The sequence below is a fragment of the Nostoc sp. C96 genome, from assembly GCF_059384975.1.
Genome location: NZ_CM182020.1, coordinates 4349147 through 4363837 on the forward strand (window position 1 = coordinate 4349147; position 14691 = coordinate 4363837).

Sequence of the window (14691 nt, forward strand, 5' to 3'; positions counted from 1 at the left end):
AAAATAAAAGAACTACACCTAAACCAAAAACCAAAAAGATGAATAAACCAGAGCGAATTATCATTTTTGATACTACACTCCGAGATGGCGAACAGTGTCCAGGCGCAACGTTGAATATAGATGAAAAGCTGGCGATCGCCAAACAACTAGCCCGCTTAGGTGTGGATATAATTGAAGCGGGTTTTGCTTTTGCAAGTCCAGGAGATTTTGAAGCAGTTAGCAAAATAGCCCAAACTGTAGGTACAGAAGAAGGCCCAGTAATTTGTAGTTTGGCTAGAGCAAGACACGACGATATTAAAACAGCCGCAGAAGCAATTAAAGGGGCAGCACGGGGCAGAATTCATACATTTATTGCTACTTCTGATATTCACCTGCAATACAAACTGAAAAAAACAAAATCAGAAGTCATAGCGATCGCCGAAGAAATGGTCGCTTATGCTAAGACTTTTACAAATGATGTCGAATTTTCTCCGGAAGATGCGGGACGTTCTGATCCAGAATTTTTGTATCAAGTATTAGAACGAGCGATCGCCGCTGGTGCAACTACTGTTAATATTCCTGATACCGTTGGTTACACAACTCCCAGCGAATTTGGTGCATTAATTAAAGGCATTAAAGAAAATGTACCGAATATTGATCAAGCAATTATCTCGGTTCACGGACATAACGATTTAGGTTTAGCAGTTGCTAACTTTTTAGAAGCCGTTAAAAATGGCGCACGCCAATTAGAATGCACCATCAATGGTATTGGTGAACGTGCAGGTAACGCGGCCTTAGAAGAATTAGTCATGGCCTTGCATGTCCGTCGTCAATATTTCAATCCTTTCCTCGGAAGACCAGTTGAATCTGAAGAACCATTAACTAATATTGACACCCGACAAATTTATAAAACCTCCCGTCAAGTTTCGAGTTTGACAGGAATGTTAGTGCAACCAAATAAAGCAATTGTCGGCGCAAATGCCTTTGCTCATGAATCTGGTATCCACCAAGATGGGGTATTAAAAAATAAACTCACATACGAAATTATGGATGCCCAATTAATTGGGTTAACAGACAATCAAATTGTTCTGGGCAAACATTCTGGTAGAAATGCTTTTCGCACCCGCTTGAAAGAATTGGGCTTTGAATTATCAGAAACCGAATTAAACAAAGCCTTCGTCAGGTTTAAAGAAGTTGCTGATAAAAAGAAAGAAATTTCTGATTGGGATTTGGAAGCAATTGTCAATGATGAAATTCAACAAGCTCCCGATTTATTCCGTGTCGAATTGGTGCAAGTTTCCTGCGGTAGCAACGCCTGTCCCACCGCTACAGTTACCCTCCGCACCCCCAATGGTGAAGAGTTAACTGATGCAGCCATTGGTACTGGGCCAGTAGATGCAGTTTACAAAGCAATTAACCGCGTTGTGAATGTACCCAACCAATTAATTGAATTTTCTGTGCAGTCAGTAACCGCTGGGATTGATGCAATTGGGGAAGTCACGATTCGTCTGCGCTATGAATCAAGAGTGTTTTCGGGTCATGCAGCCAACACAGACATCATAGTTGCATCCGCGCAAGCTTATGTTAATGCGTTAAATCGTCTTTACTCATCCTTGCAAACTAAAGAAAAGCAAGAAGAAGTTACGGCATAAAAGGTGAAGAGATTTAATCAAGGGGTGTGGGGTGTAAGTAAGCAAAACCCCTACACCTCTACCCTGTTGTAGGATAAAAGTAAACTTTTGCTGCGATGATTCCACGTTTGACAGTTCCTCCATTGGAAAATGGCGATTGCTTAACGCGCTTTGAATTTGAAAATCGGTACAATGCTATGCCCAAGCTTAAAAAATCCGAATTCATTGAAGGAACTGTCTACATCGCCTCACCTCTGCGTTTTGAACCCCAGGCTGAATCGCACCCCGACTTGATGGGTTGGTTATGGACTTACAAAATTGCAACTCCAGGAGTGCGACTTGGTGATAATGCGATTGTTCACCTTGACGTAGACAGTGCAATCGAATGGATACGTTGAAATGAAATTTTATAAATATCATGCGTTGGGCAACGACTATCTAGTAATTAATCCCCAATATTTATCGTCTCTCTTAACCCCTGAACAAATCAAAATAATTTGTCATCGAAATTTTGGCATTGGTTCTGATGGTATCTTGTTGGGGCCGTTACCATCAACAAAAGCACAGTTTGGATTACGCATCTTCAATCCAGATGGAAGTGAAGCTGAAAAAAGCGGTAATGGACTGCGGATTTTCTCACGCTACTTATGGGATGAAGGTTTAGTTAACGAAGTAGCATTCTCCATAGAAACCCTAGGCGGAGTAGTGGAATCGGTTGTCCAAGATGGAGGGAAAACAGTTCAGATAGAAATGGGAAAAGTCAGCTTTTGGAGTAATGATATCCCCGTAGTTGGCGATCGCCGAGAAGTTATTCAATCACAAATCAACTTTGACGGTGAAAATTTTACCTTCTGTGCAGCAACAATTGGCAATCCCCACTGTGTTATTCCTTTAACTGAGGTTAATTCTGCGATCGCCAAAAAGTACGGGCCAATATTAGAAATTAATCCCCTTTTCCCAAATCGTACTAATGTTCAATTCATGCAGGTTCTAAATCGCAAGACCATCAAAATTGAAATTTGGGAAAGAGGTGCTGGCTACACTTTAGCTTCAGGTAGTAGTAGCAGTGCGGCTGCGGCTGTTGCCCATAAACTTGGTTTATGTGATTCTACAATTACCGTACAAATGCCTGGCGGAGAAATTTTAATTCAAATTAACGACGACTTTAATATCTCAATGACAGGTTCAGTCACGAAAGTTGCCCAAGGAGAATTATCCGCAGAAATAATGAGTTAATCAGTAGCAGACAATTAAAATTAAATCATAGTGAAATTACTGAAGCTGATGTTAAATAACAGCAGGTATATTCATACTAACCTCATATTCAATGTGGAAAACCAAGGGCGCATCTACTATTTCTCAAAATGAATCAACCCGGAACAAAAACTTGGCAGGATGTTCGTGCAGCCTTCCAAAAAATTTGGGGTTACGAAGATTTCCGCCCACCGCAGGGAGAAATAATCAGCACTTTATTAACACAAAAAGATGCACTGATTATTATGCCAACAGGCGGAGGTAAATCAATTTGTTTTCAATTACCAGCATTATTACAAACAGGATTAACGTTGGTAGTTTCTCCCTTGGTAGCACTCATGGAAAACCAAGTAGAAGAACTGCGTCAACGCCATCTCAGCGCAGCACTTTTGCATAGTGAATTACCTTCATCTCAACGCCGTGCAACGCTGCAAGCATTAGAAAAACAAAAATTACGATTACTTTATTTATCACCAGAGACTTTATTAAGTCCGCCAGTTTGGGAAAGATTATCTCAGCCACAATTGCAAATCAACGCCTTAATTCTTGATGAGGCACATTGTTTAGTGCAGTGGGGGGAAACATTTCGACCAGCTTACCGCAGATTAGGGGCGGTGCGGCCCGCATTACTCAAATCAAAACCACCAGGAACGAAAATCAGTATTGCGGCTTTTACTGCAACCGCAGACCCATTAGCCCAAAATATTATTCAAACAGTTTTACAATTGCAGCAACCGGAAATTTTTCGTCTTAATCCTTATCGTCCTAATTTACATCCTAGTGTTAGTATCGCTTGGACACCACGAGGCAGAAAACAACAGTTACTCCAGTTTATCGAAAAGCGATCGCCACAAGCAGGCTTAATTTATGTTCGCACCCGTCGAGATAGTGAAGATTTAGCCGCATGGTTAACTCAGATGGGTTACGCTACAGCCAGTTATCATGCTGGTTTAGGTGCAGCCGAACGCCGTGCAGTTGAAGCCAGTTGGTTAGGTGGTAAAATTCCCTTTGTGGTTTGTACCTGTGCCTTTGGAATGGGGATAAATAAGCCTGATGTGCGTTGGGTTATCCACTATCACGCCCCACATTTGCTATCTGAATATGTGCAAGAAATTGGCCGTGCTGGCCGAGATGGTAAACCAGCCGAAGCACTAACTTTAGTGAGTGAACCTACAGGATGGTTAGATTCCGGGGATAAGCAAAGACAACAGTTTTTTGCTGATAAAATGCGATCGCAACTGCAAACAGCACAACAATTAGTCAAAAAACTGCCAAAACAAGGCGATATTAATACAGTAACGCGACAATTTCCTGATGCAGCTGTCGCACTTGCATTACTCCACAGCAGCGGACAATTAAACTGGCTCGATCCTTTCTATTACTCTATTAATTCAAAAGTACAAAAACAAGCATCATCACAACTGCAAGCTGTCAAACAAATGCAGCAATATTTAACAACAAAACAATGTCGTTGGCAGTTTTTATTAAATGCTTTTGGTTTTTCTCAAGATGCTGCTAATTGGCGTTGTGGACATTGCGATAATTGTCGCACCGCAAACTAGTCTAAACGCCAGTTTTCATTCCTACGCAGTCAAATAATGCTCTAAGAAACGACAATCGTAATCCACTGAACAAGCCCAAGCTCCAGACAATTTGCCTTTGAGCTTATGGGTTTGTAACAGTGGATCAAATGGGTCAGATGCTAGAAGCGTTAAACGCTCTTCAATTCGCTATTGCAACTCTGGTTGTCGTCGCACCAACCGCTTAAATGCTCGTTTAAACGATGATGCTAAAACCAGAGTCATCATTTTTTTAACTCATCCATTATTTGATTAACATTGCCGCGAAACACTTCACCAGACTGGTATTCTGCTTGTGCTTGCGCGATATTCGCAGCAATAGCAGAACGTCGTTGTTCTGCCAAGCGATGACGGATCAGATCAATGAGTATTTCTTGTTCATATATTGATAATTCTTCAATGCTATCTAAAACTTGATCTAATCTAGAAGATTGAGTCATTATTCTTGCTGCCTTGATTGCAGTAGACGTTTAAAACTGCCGTAAAAATCTTAAATCACTGGCATACAAACGGCGGATATCATCGATTTGATGTAACACCATTGCAAAGCGTTCTACGCCAAAACCAGCAGCAAACCCAGTATAAATTTCTGGGTCGTAGCCTACAGATTTAAGCACATTTGGATCAACCATGCCGCAACCCATCACTTCCAGCCAGCGCCCATTCCACTGCAAATCTACCTCAGCTGAAGGTTCGGTAAACGGGAAGTAACTAGCACGGAAGCGAATTGGCAAGTCACCAAACATCGCTTGTAAAAACATCTTAACTGTGCCTTTGAGGTCTGTAAAAGTCAGTCCCTCATCAATGGCTAAAAGTTCTATCTGATGGAAAACTGCTGAGTGAGTTGCGTCTACATTATCACGCCGATAAACTCGCCCAGGTGCTACAACTCTAATTGGTGGTTCTTCTTTTTCCATATAGCGGATTTGCACTGAGGAAGTGTGAGTCCGTAATAAATTACCATCTGGCAGGTAAAAGGTATCCTGCATATCACGGGCAGGATGGTCGGGTGGAGTATTCAGGGCTTCAAAATTGTAATAGTCGGTTTCCATTTCTGGCCCTTGAGCTACGGTGTAGCCCATACCGACAAAAATATCCAACGCGCGGTCAATAATGCCGTTGAGGGGATGGACGCGACCTTGGGGGCGAAAAATTCCTGGCATAGTCACATCCAGGGTTTCTGCTTCTAGTTGCGCTTGAATTTCTGCGGTTTCTAAAGCAGCACGTTGCTTATCTAGACTAGTTTGCAGGGACTCTTTAACTGTATTGGCGATCGCTCCAATTTTAGGACGCTCCTCTGCACTCATCTGCCCCATACTGCGTAACAACGCCCCTAATTGCCCTTTTTTACCCAGATAATTCACTCTGAGTTCCTCTAGACGTTCTAGGGTATCAGCAGCAGCGATCGCATTTTCTCCTTCCTGCTGTAATGCTAAAAGTTGAGTCTCTAAATTGCTAGTCATTAGTTAATAGTCAATAGTCAATGGTCAATAGTCAATGGTCAATAGCAAGCAGCTTGAACAAAGGACAAATAAATTGATTTCTTTCTACCAGTTTAGAGGCGATCGCGCTTGGGATGATTTTTTTCTTTTGTATTTGTGATGTCAAACATTGACAATTGACTCTTAACTGTTGACTATTGACTATTGACTATTAACTAATGACCCATGAGATTACTCATTAGTAATGATGACGGTATTTTTGCCTTGGGTGTGCGTACCCTAGCTAATTGCTTGGCAGAAGCCGGCCATGATGTAACTGTAGTTTGTCCTGATCGAGAGCGCTCGGCTACCGGACATGGACTTACCTTACACCAGCCAATTCGGGCTGAAATTGTTGAATCCATGTTTCATCCCGCAATCAAAGCTTGGGCTTGTGATGGCACACCTTCCGATTGTGTAAAATTAGCACTCTGGGCTTTATTAGAGTCGCCTCCAGACTTAGTGCTTTCTGGCATTAACCAAGGTGCCAATTTGGGTACGGAAATTCTCTATTCTGGTACTGTTTCAGCAGCGATGGAAGGTGTGATAGAAGGTATTTCCAGCATTGCTTTCAGCCTAACTAGTCATCTCTACAAAGACTTTCAACCTGCTGCTAAGTTTGCCAAAATTTTGGTTGAGCAACTAGCAGCCAAACCTCTGCCAGATTTAATGTTACTGAATGTTAATGTGCCTGCGGTGAAGTGGTCAGAAATTGCTGGGGTCACTTTTACCAGACAAGGAGTCAGGCGATATGTTGATGTATTTGATCAGCGCATCGATCCCCGTGGTAAAACCTACTATTGGTTAACCGGAGAAGTTTTAGAAGATGTAGAACCCCCAATCGGTTTAAACTTACCGCAGAATATCCCCATTGATGTGCATGTAATCAAGAAAAACCAGATCAGTATTACGCCGTTGCAATACAATCTTACCTACGCAACAGGACTGGATAAATTATCCCACTGGGAAATCCCTTTAAAATAAGTATTATTATATACGCCTAGACTCTAAGCAAATACATAATGAGATTTATCCAAAAACTGGGAAAAATAAGTATGAGCATTTTAACTTACTGCCTACTACCTCCAGTTTCCTGCCTTTAGCATTTTTCTTACCAGTTAAATGCGTCACAGAAAAATTTAGGTTATAAAGTAGGAGCGCTTTGATATTACTGATACATATAATGTGGGAAAAATTAAGGTAACTCTTTTGCAGTATTTCTTGTACATTTACAAAATCTACTCCAAACAAGGTATGCTGTTTTACCAAGAAAAACATTCTCTACCAAATGTGGTAAAACAGCATAGACTTAACCAAACAAGTAACATTTCTGTTCTTGATCGCCCGCTCAGTCCAGCAAGCAACACCCATGTCTAGGATAGAGAACCAATTTACCGTACAATTTTGGGGTGTTCGTGGCAGCATCCCCAGTCCAGGGCCACACACCGTCCGTTATGGCGGTAATACCCCTTGCATTGAGATGCAAGCGGGCGGTAAACGCTTAATTTTCGATGGTGGTACAGGGCTGCATGTTTTGGGACAATCTTTATTGCGCCAAATGCCAATAGAAGCTCATCTGTTGTTTACTCATTCCCACTGGGATCACATGCAGGGGTTTCCCTTTTTTGTGCCTGGGTTTGTCAGAGGGAATAATTTTCATATCTATGGTGCGATCGCTCCTGATGGTTCAACTATCGAGCAACGCCTCAACGACCAGATGCTTCACCCTAATTTCCCTGTGCCGTTGCAGATTATGCAGGCTAACTTGCATTTTCATGATGTCAAACCAGGGCAACCCATTCACATTAATGACATTACCATAGAAACGGCATCGCTGAATCATCCAGGTGAAGCAGTAGGCTATCGAGTTAACTGGCGTGGTGGTGCTGCTGTATATATCACCGATACGGAACATTTTCCGGATAGGCTGGATGAAAACGTTCTTTGGCTATCTCGCAATGCGGACATTCTCATCTACGATTGTACATACACTGATGAAGAATATTATTCACCAAAATCGCCGAAAATTGGCTGGGGACATTCCACCTGGCAAGAAGCGGTGAAAATTGCTAAAGCTGCTAATGTCAAAACGTTGGTAATCTTCCACCACGATCCTGCTCACAATGATGATTTTTTGGATGCGGTAGGAGAAGAAGCAGCTAAGGAATTCCCTGGTGCGATTATGGCACGAGAAAGAATGGTGCTGCAAGTTTCTACATCTGTTCCATTATCAGAATCTTTTCCTGTTAGTAAATTGTCTGGGTAAAGTTGCCTGTCAAGCAATTGTAGATTTTAGATTAGATTGGTGATCAAGAGCTATAAGCGCGAGATTGTACCTTATGAGGACACTGATATAACTGGAGGACAAAGGTGTGGGTTCATTAAAGTTACAAATTGTACATCAAGAACTTACCCATAAAAACTCAAAATCAAAGGTTTGGGCAGTTCAGGAGTATTAGGTGTTCACAACCCTTATACCCTAATCATACCTATACCTTCACACAGCTTGTCTTTCTTTCATTGGTGCTTCATCAGGTTGCTTGTGACTCATGGCTAAATAAACCTCAAATTCCAGAATCTACGTGCTAAATTTGTCTCAAAATGGATGTTCTGTGTGGGTTGCGTCTTCAACCGCATCGGTTCTCAGGCCAACTACTGTTGCGCTGGGCAAATTTGATGGCGTACATCTTGGCCATCAAACGGTAATTCAGCCGATTCTACAGCCAGCACAGAACAAAGCTGGGGAAATGGAAAGATGGGGAGATGAGGCTAATTCACCCCAGAAGTCGGTAACTCCCCAAGCACAAGAACTGACATACTCAACAGTTGTCACTTTTCGTCCCCATCCACAGGAATTTTTTACAGGAACACCCCGTACTTGGTTGACACCACTGGATGAAAAAGTCCAACAATTGCGATCGCTTGGGGTTGAACAGCTAGTACTATTACCCTTCGATAAAGAATTATCAGCTTTATCTCCTGAAGATTTTGTCGATAAAATTCTCGTGCAACAATTACAATGTCAGCGAATTAGTGTTGGGCAAGATTTTTGTTTTGGCAAACAACGCCAAGGTACTGCCAAGGATTTGCAATTACTTGCTGCCAATTACAATATTCCCGTTACCATTGTTCCTCTACAAACTCATACAGATAACCTTTCAGACAGTGGATTTGTCAGCCTTCCTCCCATTAGCACTTCCCTGATTCGCCAATGTCTCGAAAGCGGCGATATTAAAAGCGCCAATTTATGTCTAGGACGACCTTACACTCTCTTCGGTATTGTTATTCAAGGTCAACAACTAGGTAGAACAATTGGTTTTCCTACTGCTAATCTCCAAATACCCAGCGATAAATTTTTACCCCGCCAAGGTGTTTACGCTGTCAGGGTATCTATTTTGAGTGATATACCAGATGCAAATACACCACAGTTGATTTTGGGAGTTATGAATATTGGTAATCGCCCCACAGTCAACGGTACGAATTCATCTGTGGAAGTACATCTATTTGATTGGTCTGGCGATTTATATGGTCAGCAACTAGCTGTACAAATCATCGAATTTTTACGCCCAGAACAGAAATTTGCGTCTTTAGAAGCCCTGAAAACCCAAATTCAGCAAGATTCTACCATTGCTCGAAAAATTTTGAGTGGAGAATGCTAACTTCCAATAGTGAATTGGGAATACTGAAAATCAGGGAGTGGGGAATAAGGCATAGGTTATTCTCCATTCCAGTTCCTAATCGCCCATTCCTCAATTATTCTGTGGTGTATGAGAGAACAAATTGAAGCTTTAACCCAAAATCTAGCTCATACCATTGTCGGTAAAACTGAGGCAATTCGTTTGGTATTAGTCGCGTTATTAAGTGGTGGTCATGCGTTATTAGAAGATGTACCTGGAGTTGGTAAGACGCTGCTGGCTAAATCTTTGGCGCGTTCCCTAGATGGTAAGTTTCAACGGCTGCAATGCACTCCGGATTTATTACCCACAGATATTACTGGTACTAATATTTGGAACCCAAAAACTGGTGAATTTACCTTTCTTCCTGGGCCAGTGTTTGCCAATGTACTTCTAGCTGATGAAATTAACCGCGCTACACCCCGTACCCAGTCAGCTTTACTGGAAGTAATGGAAGAAAATCAGGTGACAGTCGATGGTGTTTCTCGTACAGTTCCTCAGCCATTTTTTGTGATTGCTACCCAGAATCCAATTGAGTATCAAGGTACTTTCCCGTTACCTGAAGCGCAAATGGATAGATTTATGTTGTCTTTGAGTTTGGGTTATCCTTCTGCACAAGAAGAATTACAAATGCTGCAAAATCTCCAACAAAGGGCAAATACGACTCAATTGCAGCCTTGTATTAGCTTGGCAGAGTTACAACAATTGCGTCAAATCTGCTCCCAAGTAAAGGTAGAATCTTCTTTGCAAGAGTACATCTTAGAATTGGTACGAGCAACCCGACATGATGAAGAAATTACATTAGGTGTTAGTCCTCGCGGTACTGTAGCTCTACAAAAAGCTACTCAAGCCCTAGCATTTATTTCCGGGCGTGATTATGCAATTCCCGATGATGTAAAATTTCTTGTGCCTTATGTTCTCTGCCATCGCCTCATTCCCAGAGGCGGACGTAATGCTAGAACTATTGTAGAAAGATTATTGCGATCGCTTCCTATTCCCTAACTCAAGCTAAAATAAACTTCGATTCCCTTACCCTGCTTGGATTTGCCCGTGTTAGGATCACCAACAAATGAGGTGAATAGCAATGAAAGCGATCGAAGTAACTGGCAAAATTGACTCTGAAGGAAACTTAATTTTAGATCAGCCGATTCGGGAAATCACTTATCCTCATCAAGTGCGGGTGATTGTGTTAGTTCCAGAACCAACAGCAGCAGAAGTTGATCCTGATGATACACCCGTTGAGGAAATTAAAGCCAGCTTAAAGATAGCCTTACAGCAAGCTAAAACGGGACAAACTAGACCAATTAGTGAGCTATGGGACAGGATTGATGCAGAGTAATGTCCCGGTTTCAATTAGGTTCTCAGATGAGTTTGAGCAGAAGCTTTACAAACTCTCAAAGAGATTTCGTAATATTCGTTCTGATGTTGAACCAATTATTGAGGAAATACAGCAAGGAAATATAGTCGGAGACAGAATTGGGGGTATTGGTGAAGAGTATGTTGTTTATAAGGTGAGAGTTCGCAATAGTAATATTCAAAAAGGTAAAAGTGCTGGATATCGCTTAATTTATCAACTTGAGTCACCTACAAGTATTTTGTTACTCACGATTTATGCCAAATCTGACCGAGAAGATATTGGTACAAATGAAATTAGAGATATTTTAACTGGTTTTGATAGTCAAGAAAGTTAAAACTTGATAAGTCGCCAACAAAAAACCCCGCCAAGGGCGGGGTTTTTTATTTGAAAGTTATCTCAAGATTTTCAAATTCTTAGAATGTGAAGGTTGTTCTGAGAGTACCGATGAACGCGTCGTCATTACTGTCGTTCTGGCCAGGAGAAGACAACCAGATTACACCAGGAGTGATGGAAATGTTATCAGATACGCGATATTTGTAGAAGCCTTCTACTTGGAATGGCAGATCGTTGTTACCGCCTGATACTGAGGTTCGACCAATAGCATAAGGTTGAACGCCACCAAAAATACCCAGAACGTTTCCTCTCTTACCAAAGTCAGGTAGTGCTATACCAGCACCATAGCTCCAAACTTCTTTGTCATCACCTACACCAAAACCTGTAACATCGCTGTAAGAGATGAAGCCACTGATGGATAGTTTATCACTGGGTCTAAATGCTGCTGACAGACCGAAGGAATTTGTTGAAGATGCGTTTGGCAGAGTATTGGCGAAGCTAGTGCCTACAACACCTGCGCCGGTTGTTCCACCAGCTAGTGTCAGACCTTCTCCGTTATCAAATAACGCACTACCTGCGCCATTATAACTGTGAACGTAGGTAGCGGCGACAGCTACGCGATCGCCGATGCCAAAGTTCAATTGTCCTAAAGCAGAGTAGTTACCGTTAAACAGACCTTCACCAGAAGTTGGACTATCAGCTTCCGATGCTAAGTAACCTACGGTGATAGAACTGGGCTTGATAATGCTGCCACCTTGGCCAAAAGGTATGTTGAACGCGATACCCGCACCACCACCAATGCGGTAAATTGGGTTTTCGGAGGAGAAGGTGGACAATGCACCATTACCACCGTCGGTTTTGTCAAAGAAGTAAGGGTTGTTAACAGCAGCGTAGTGGCTGTGTTTACCACCAGCAGCAGCTAAGTAAACTTGAACTGGGCCAAGAGGAGCTTCGTATGTTAAGCGGTCTATTTCAACGCCGTTATTACGTGCATCGTTACCGCCTACATTAAAGGTTTGGGTAGCTTCTGAGCTACCGATAGAAGCATTATTACGGTCTGTTAAATTAAAAGCACTTGAGTTGCTTGCTGTCAAACGGGTAGTCAATACGTCTCTACCAGTGAAGCTGGTTTGCAAGCCTAGACGTACTCTGTCTTGGAAGACAGTGTTATTGTTATTACCGCTGTTATCGCCAAATACATCGCTAACAGCAAAAATTGCTTCACCAACGAGTTTGGTTGTGGTCGAGAATTGATTAGCTTCTAATTCAGCAGTGCGTGCTTCTAAAGCATCTACACGACCACGCAAGGTTGCTAATTCAGCGGAAAATTCTTCTTGTAACCGCTGTAAAGTTGCTAAATCTTGTTTGGTTACTAAGTCAGCTGTTGCTGTGGCAATCAATTCGTTTACTCGATCCAAACAAGCGTTCAAACCAGCAGCGAATTCATAACGGGTAAGAGCGCGATTACCACGGTAAGTACCGTTGGGATAACCAGCAATACAACCGTAACGCTCTACCAAGGACTGTAATGCTTGGAATGCCCAGTCTGTTGGTTGTACATCAGAAAACTGGGAGACTGAAGTTACTTGAGACAGCGAATTGCTGGTTTTGCCTTCGTTGCTGTAACGGTTAACTTGGTCTAAAACTTTGCTGTCGTTGTTAGCAGGAGCAGCTTGTGCCAAAACTTCTGGCTGGGCAACTTCTATGGCAACGGTTTTTTCAGTTGTTGAAACTTCTGCACTGGCATTAGGAGCTGCAATCGCTGTTGCTGAAACGAGTAGGGTTGCTCCTAAAACTGCCGGGCTAACCACGAGTGATTTCCACAAGAGATTAGACATTTTTACTTTTCTCCTCACACCTTGTATAGACAATTGTTTCGTAACACCTCTTCTCAAAAATACGATATTTTTTGAAATTTCGTTAATGAGCTACAGTGCGACTATTACAATTTTAGTTTTTGCAAAGGCAACATCTGCTTAACTTAATGTTAAAAATTGATGTAATTAACTTATGCAAAAACATACCTTTATAGCTTATTATTATAGAGCATTAGGCGCAGATGACAAGCTATGTGCGATCGCCTCCTAAACTGTCACAATCAAATTTCTGTCTTTCCTAGGCAAGAGTAGGGTTGAGAGTATTTAAATTTCCAATTCATCGCCACTACAGCAGTTTCGATTACCCAGTTGTAGCTAGGCAAAGCAATCATTTTAAACGATTTGAGAAATTATAGCTGCTAGGTCAAAGTCTTTTTGGGTTAACCCACCTGCATCATGAGTGGTAAGTGTAACTTTGACTTTGTTATAAGAAATTTCTATGTCTGGATGATGTGCCGCTGATTCAGCAGGTTCCACTAATTTATTCACGAATTCAATTGCTGCAACAAAATCTTTAAATTTACGTAGAGTCTGTAACTTGTTACCCTCTACAGTCCAACCCGACAGACTATTTGCAAGTTTGTGAATTTCTGCTTCAGTCAGTAGTTGTGCCATACCCCAGAATCCTCATCTATATTTTTTGTCAGCACAATTTGAAATATCTGGCTTAAAATAACTCTGCTGTATTTTTTTCAGTAAGTGTTGGTAATGAAAAAGTCATTATGCGCTTGATGTGAGTGCAGAGGCGATCGCATCTGTAATTTTTTGATGCGCTAAGTTTCTGGTATGTAGTGCTGCGGTTGTACTAGCTTCAGCAATGATTGTGAAAAGTGCAGGGGAATCTGGATGAGCTTTTGTTAAATAGAGCAAAGCTTTGATTAAATAATCTTCTGAATTTTTCTGCTCAAGCTCTTTGAGGACATCATAATTATTTCTGGCAGCTAGAGCTAATTGGTGGTATTCAGTTGTGGGTGTGAGGAATCTGAGAATATTTTCTATGACACTCCCAACTATGTCGGTGGATTCAAAAGCGATCGCATTACCATCACTAATTTCATCTAAAGTTTTCATCTGTGCGTGATCAGCGGCTGCATTTGCTGCGGCTGACAAAATCTTATTCAGGTTAGGATTTATGTCTGTAGCACTGACTAAAAATCCTAAGCATTTACAGTAAAAATCTCTTAAATGACTGGCGGAAGTTTTTTTTGCTTCCCGCGCATTACCATTTTTATATTGCTCCAATGCCTGACACTGGCATTCATTACTCGGTTCACCTAGAACCTCAAAAATTGCATTGATTACTATTTGGACGTTGGGTTTAGTAGAGGTAATCATACGTTGCTACTTTTTAACCAATCGTGACTTTATTTAAAGCTTCAAATCTGGAGTTTACATATTCAAAATAATTTTATAAGCCTTTGTGAGCAAATTACCCATAAAAAACTATCCGCTCTGATTTAGATCTGTTGATCTAATACTCAGAGCGGTCTAGCGGGTCTTCAGGTTGCAACCAGACTGCCGGGAG

The 14691-nt window shown here is 41.7% G+C and carries 15 protein-coding genes; 10 read left to right on the plus strand and 5 right to left on the minus strand.

Features of this window, described 5'->3' with window-relative positions; genetic code table 11:
• The first annotated feature begins 38 nt into the window (after positions 1-38).
• From AC504W_RS18545 to AC504W_RS18560, 4 genes are all read left to right on the plus strand, one after another.
• Complete coding sequence (locus AC504W_RS18545; RefSeq protein ID WP_494873717.1) at positions 39-1631, plus strand: 2-isopropylmalate synthase; 1593 nt, start codon at positions 39-41, stop codon at positions 1629-1631.
• Positions 1632-1726: 95 nt separating this feature from the next.
• Complete coding sequence (locus AC504W_RS18550; RefSeq protein WP_494873718.1) at positions 1727-2008, plus strand: hypothetical protein; 282 nt, start codon at positions 1727-1729, stop codon at positions 2006-2008.
• 1 nt (position 2009) lies between these two features.
• Positions 2010-2846, plus strand: a complete 837-nt coding sequence (gene dapF, locus AC504W_RS18555; RefSeq protein ID WP_494873719.1) for a diaminopimelate epimerase — start codon at positions 2010-2012, stop codon at positions 2844-2846.
• A 128-nt stretch (positions 2847-2974) separates the two neighbouring features.
• A complete protein-coding gene (locus tag AC504W_RS18560; RefSeq protein ID WP_494873720.1) occupies positions 2975-4426 on the plus strand; it encodes a RecQ family ATP-dependent DNA helicase in 1452 nt (483 codons plus the stop codon).
• A 242-nt stretch (positions 4427-4668) separates the two neighbouring features.
• On the opposite strand, the gene AC504W_RS18565 is transcribed toward AC504W_RS18560, so the two are convergent.
• Both AC504W_RS18565 and pheS read right to left on the minus strand, forming a co-directional pair.
• Complete coding sequence (locus AC504W_RS18565; protein ID WP_494873721.1) at positions 4669-4884, minus strand: hypothetical protein; 216 nt, start codon at positions 4882-4884, stop codon at positions 4669-4671.
• Positions 4885-4914: 30 nt separating this feature from the next.
• Complete coding sequence (gene pheS, locus AC504W_RS18570) at positions 4915-5907, minus strand: phenylalanine--tRNA ligase subunit alpha (protein WP_494873722.1); 993 nt, start codon at positions 5905-5907, stop codon at positions 4915-4917.
• Positions 5908-6111: 204 nt separating this feature from the next.
• Between pheS and surE the strand changes: the two genes are divergently transcribed.
• The 6 genes from surE to AC504W_RS18600 all read left to right on the plus strand — a co-directional run bounded on the left by surE (position 6112) and on the right by AC504W_RS18600 (position 11290).
• On the plus strand, positions 6112-6909 hold the full coding sequence (surE, locus tag AC504W_RS18575) for a 5'/3'-nucleotidase SurE (RefSeq protein ID WP_096578779.1): 798 nt from the start codon (positions 6112-6114) through the stop codon (positions 6907-6909).
• Positions 6910-7294: 385 nt separating this feature from the next.
• Complete coding sequence (locus AC504W_RS18580) at positions 7295-8191, plus strand: MBL fold metallo-hydrolase (protein WP_096578783.1); 897 nt, start codon at positions 7295-7297, stop codon at positions 8189-8191.
• Positions 8192-8507: 316 nt separating this feature from the next.
• Positions 8508-9584, plus strand: a complete 1077-nt coding sequence (locus tag AC504W_RS18585; protein ID WP_494873724.1) for a bifunctional riboflavin kinase/FAD synthetase — start codon at positions 8508-8510, stop codon at positions 9582-9584.
• Between the two features lie 108 nt (positions 9585-9692).
• The gene (locus tag AC504W_RS18590) at positions 9693-10601 is read left to right on the plus strand and encodes an AAA family ATPase (protein WP_494873725.1); all 909 of its coding nucleotides are present in this window, start codon (positions 9693-9695) and stop codon (positions 10599-10601) included.
• 82 nt (positions 10602-10683) lie between these two features.
• The gene (locus AC504W_RS18595; protein WP_494873726.1) at positions 10684-10938 is read left to right on the plus strand and encodes a type II toxin-antitoxin system RelN family antitoxin; all 255 of its coding nucleotides are present in this window, start codon (positions 10684-10686) and stop codon (positions 10936-10938) included.
• Complete coding sequence (locus AC504W_RS18600) at positions 10928-11290, plus strand: type II toxin-antitoxin system RelE/ParE family toxin (protein WP_494873728.1); 363 nt, start codon at positions 10928-10930, stop codon at positions 11288-11290. Before AC504W_RS18595 ends, AC504W_RS18600 begins: the two co-directional genes overlap by 11 nt.
• Before the next feature lie 79 nt (positions 11291-11369).
• On the opposite strand, the gene AC504W_RS18605 is transcribed toward AC504W_RS18600, so the two are convergent.
• From AC504W_RS18605 to AC504W_RS18615, 3 genes are all read right to left on the minus strand, one after another.
• Complete coding sequence (locus tag AC504W_RS18605; protein ID WP_494873730.1) at positions 11370-13127, minus strand: iron uptake porin; 1758 nt, start codon at positions 13125-13127, stop codon at positions 11370-11372.
• A 372-nt stretch (positions 13128-13499) separates the two neighbouring features.
• Complete coding sequence (locus AC504W_RS18610; RefSeq protein ID WP_494873732.1) at positions 13500-13781, minus strand: 4a-hydroxytetrahydrobiopterin dehydratase; 282 nt, start codon at positions 13779-13781, stop codon at positions 13500-13502.
• A 105-nt stretch (positions 13782-13886) separates the two neighbouring features.
• Complete coding sequence (locus tag AC504W_RS18615) at positions 13887-14501, minus strand: hypothetical protein (protein WP_494873733.1); 615 nt, start codon at positions 14499-14501, stop codon at positions 13887-13889.
• Positions 14502-14691 lie beyond the last annotated feature (190 nt).

What these genes read in the sequence shown, in the direction of transcription:
- AC504W_RS18545 (WP_494873717.1), top strand. Translation starts at nt 39, where the DNA reads ATGAATAAACCAGAGCGAATTATCATTTTTGATACTACACTCCGAGAT.
- AC504W_RS18550 (WP_494873718.1), top strand. Translation starts at nt 1,727, where the DNA reads ATGATTCCACGTTTGACAGTTCCTCCATTGGAAAATGGCGATTGCTTA.
- dapF (WP_494873719.1), top strand. Translation starts at nt 2,010, where the DNA reads ATGAAATTTTATAAATATCATGCGTTGGGCAACGACTATCTAGTAATT.
- AC504W_RS18560 (WP_494873720.1), top strand. Translation starts at nt 2,975, where the DNA reads ATGAATCAACCCGGAACAAAAACTTGGCAGGATGTTCGTGCAGCCTTC.
- AC504W_RS18565 (WP_494873721.1), bottom strand. Translation starts at nt 4,884, where the DNA reads ATGACTCAATCTTCTAGATTAGATCAAGTTTTAGATAGCATTGAAGAA.
- pheS (WP_494873722.1), bottom strand. Translation starts at nt 5,907, where the DNA reads ATGACTAGCAATTTAGAGACTCAACTTTTAGCATTACAGCAGGAAGGA.
- surE (WP_096578779.1), top strand. Translation starts at nt 6,112, where the DNA reads ATGAGATTACTCATTAGTAATGATGACGGTATTTTTGCCTTGGGTGTG.
- AC504W_RS18580 (WP_096578783.1), top strand. Translation starts at nt 7,295, where the DNA reads ATGTCTAGGATAGAGAACCAATTTACCGTACAATTTTGGGGTGTTCGT.
- AC504W_RS18590 (WP_494873725.1), top strand. Translation starts at nt 9,693, where the DNA reads ATGAGAGAACAAATTGAAGCTTTAACCCAAAATCTAGCTCATACCATT.
- AC504W_RS18595 (WP_494873726.1), top strand. Translation starts at nt 10,684, where the DNA reads ATGAAAGCGATCGAAGTAACTGGCAAAATTGACTCTGAAGGAAACTTA.
- AC504W_RS18600 (WP_494873728.1), top strand. Translation starts at nt 10,928, where the DNA reads ATGCAGAGTAATGTCCCGGTTTCAATTAGGTTCTCAGATGAGTTTGAG.
- AC504W_RS18605 (WP_494873730.1), bottom strand. Translation starts at nt 13,127, where the DNA reads ATGTCTAATCTCTTGTGGAAATCACTCGTGGTTAGCCCGGCAGTTTTA.
- AC504W_RS18610 (WP_494873732.1), bottom strand. Translation starts at nt 13,781, where the DNA reads ATGGCACAACTACTGACTGAAGCAGAAATTCACAAACTTGCAAATAGT.
- AC504W_RS18615 (WP_494873733.1), bottom strand. Translation starts at nt 14,501, where the DNA reads ATGATTACCTCTACTAAACCCAACGTCCAAATAGTAATCAATGCAATT.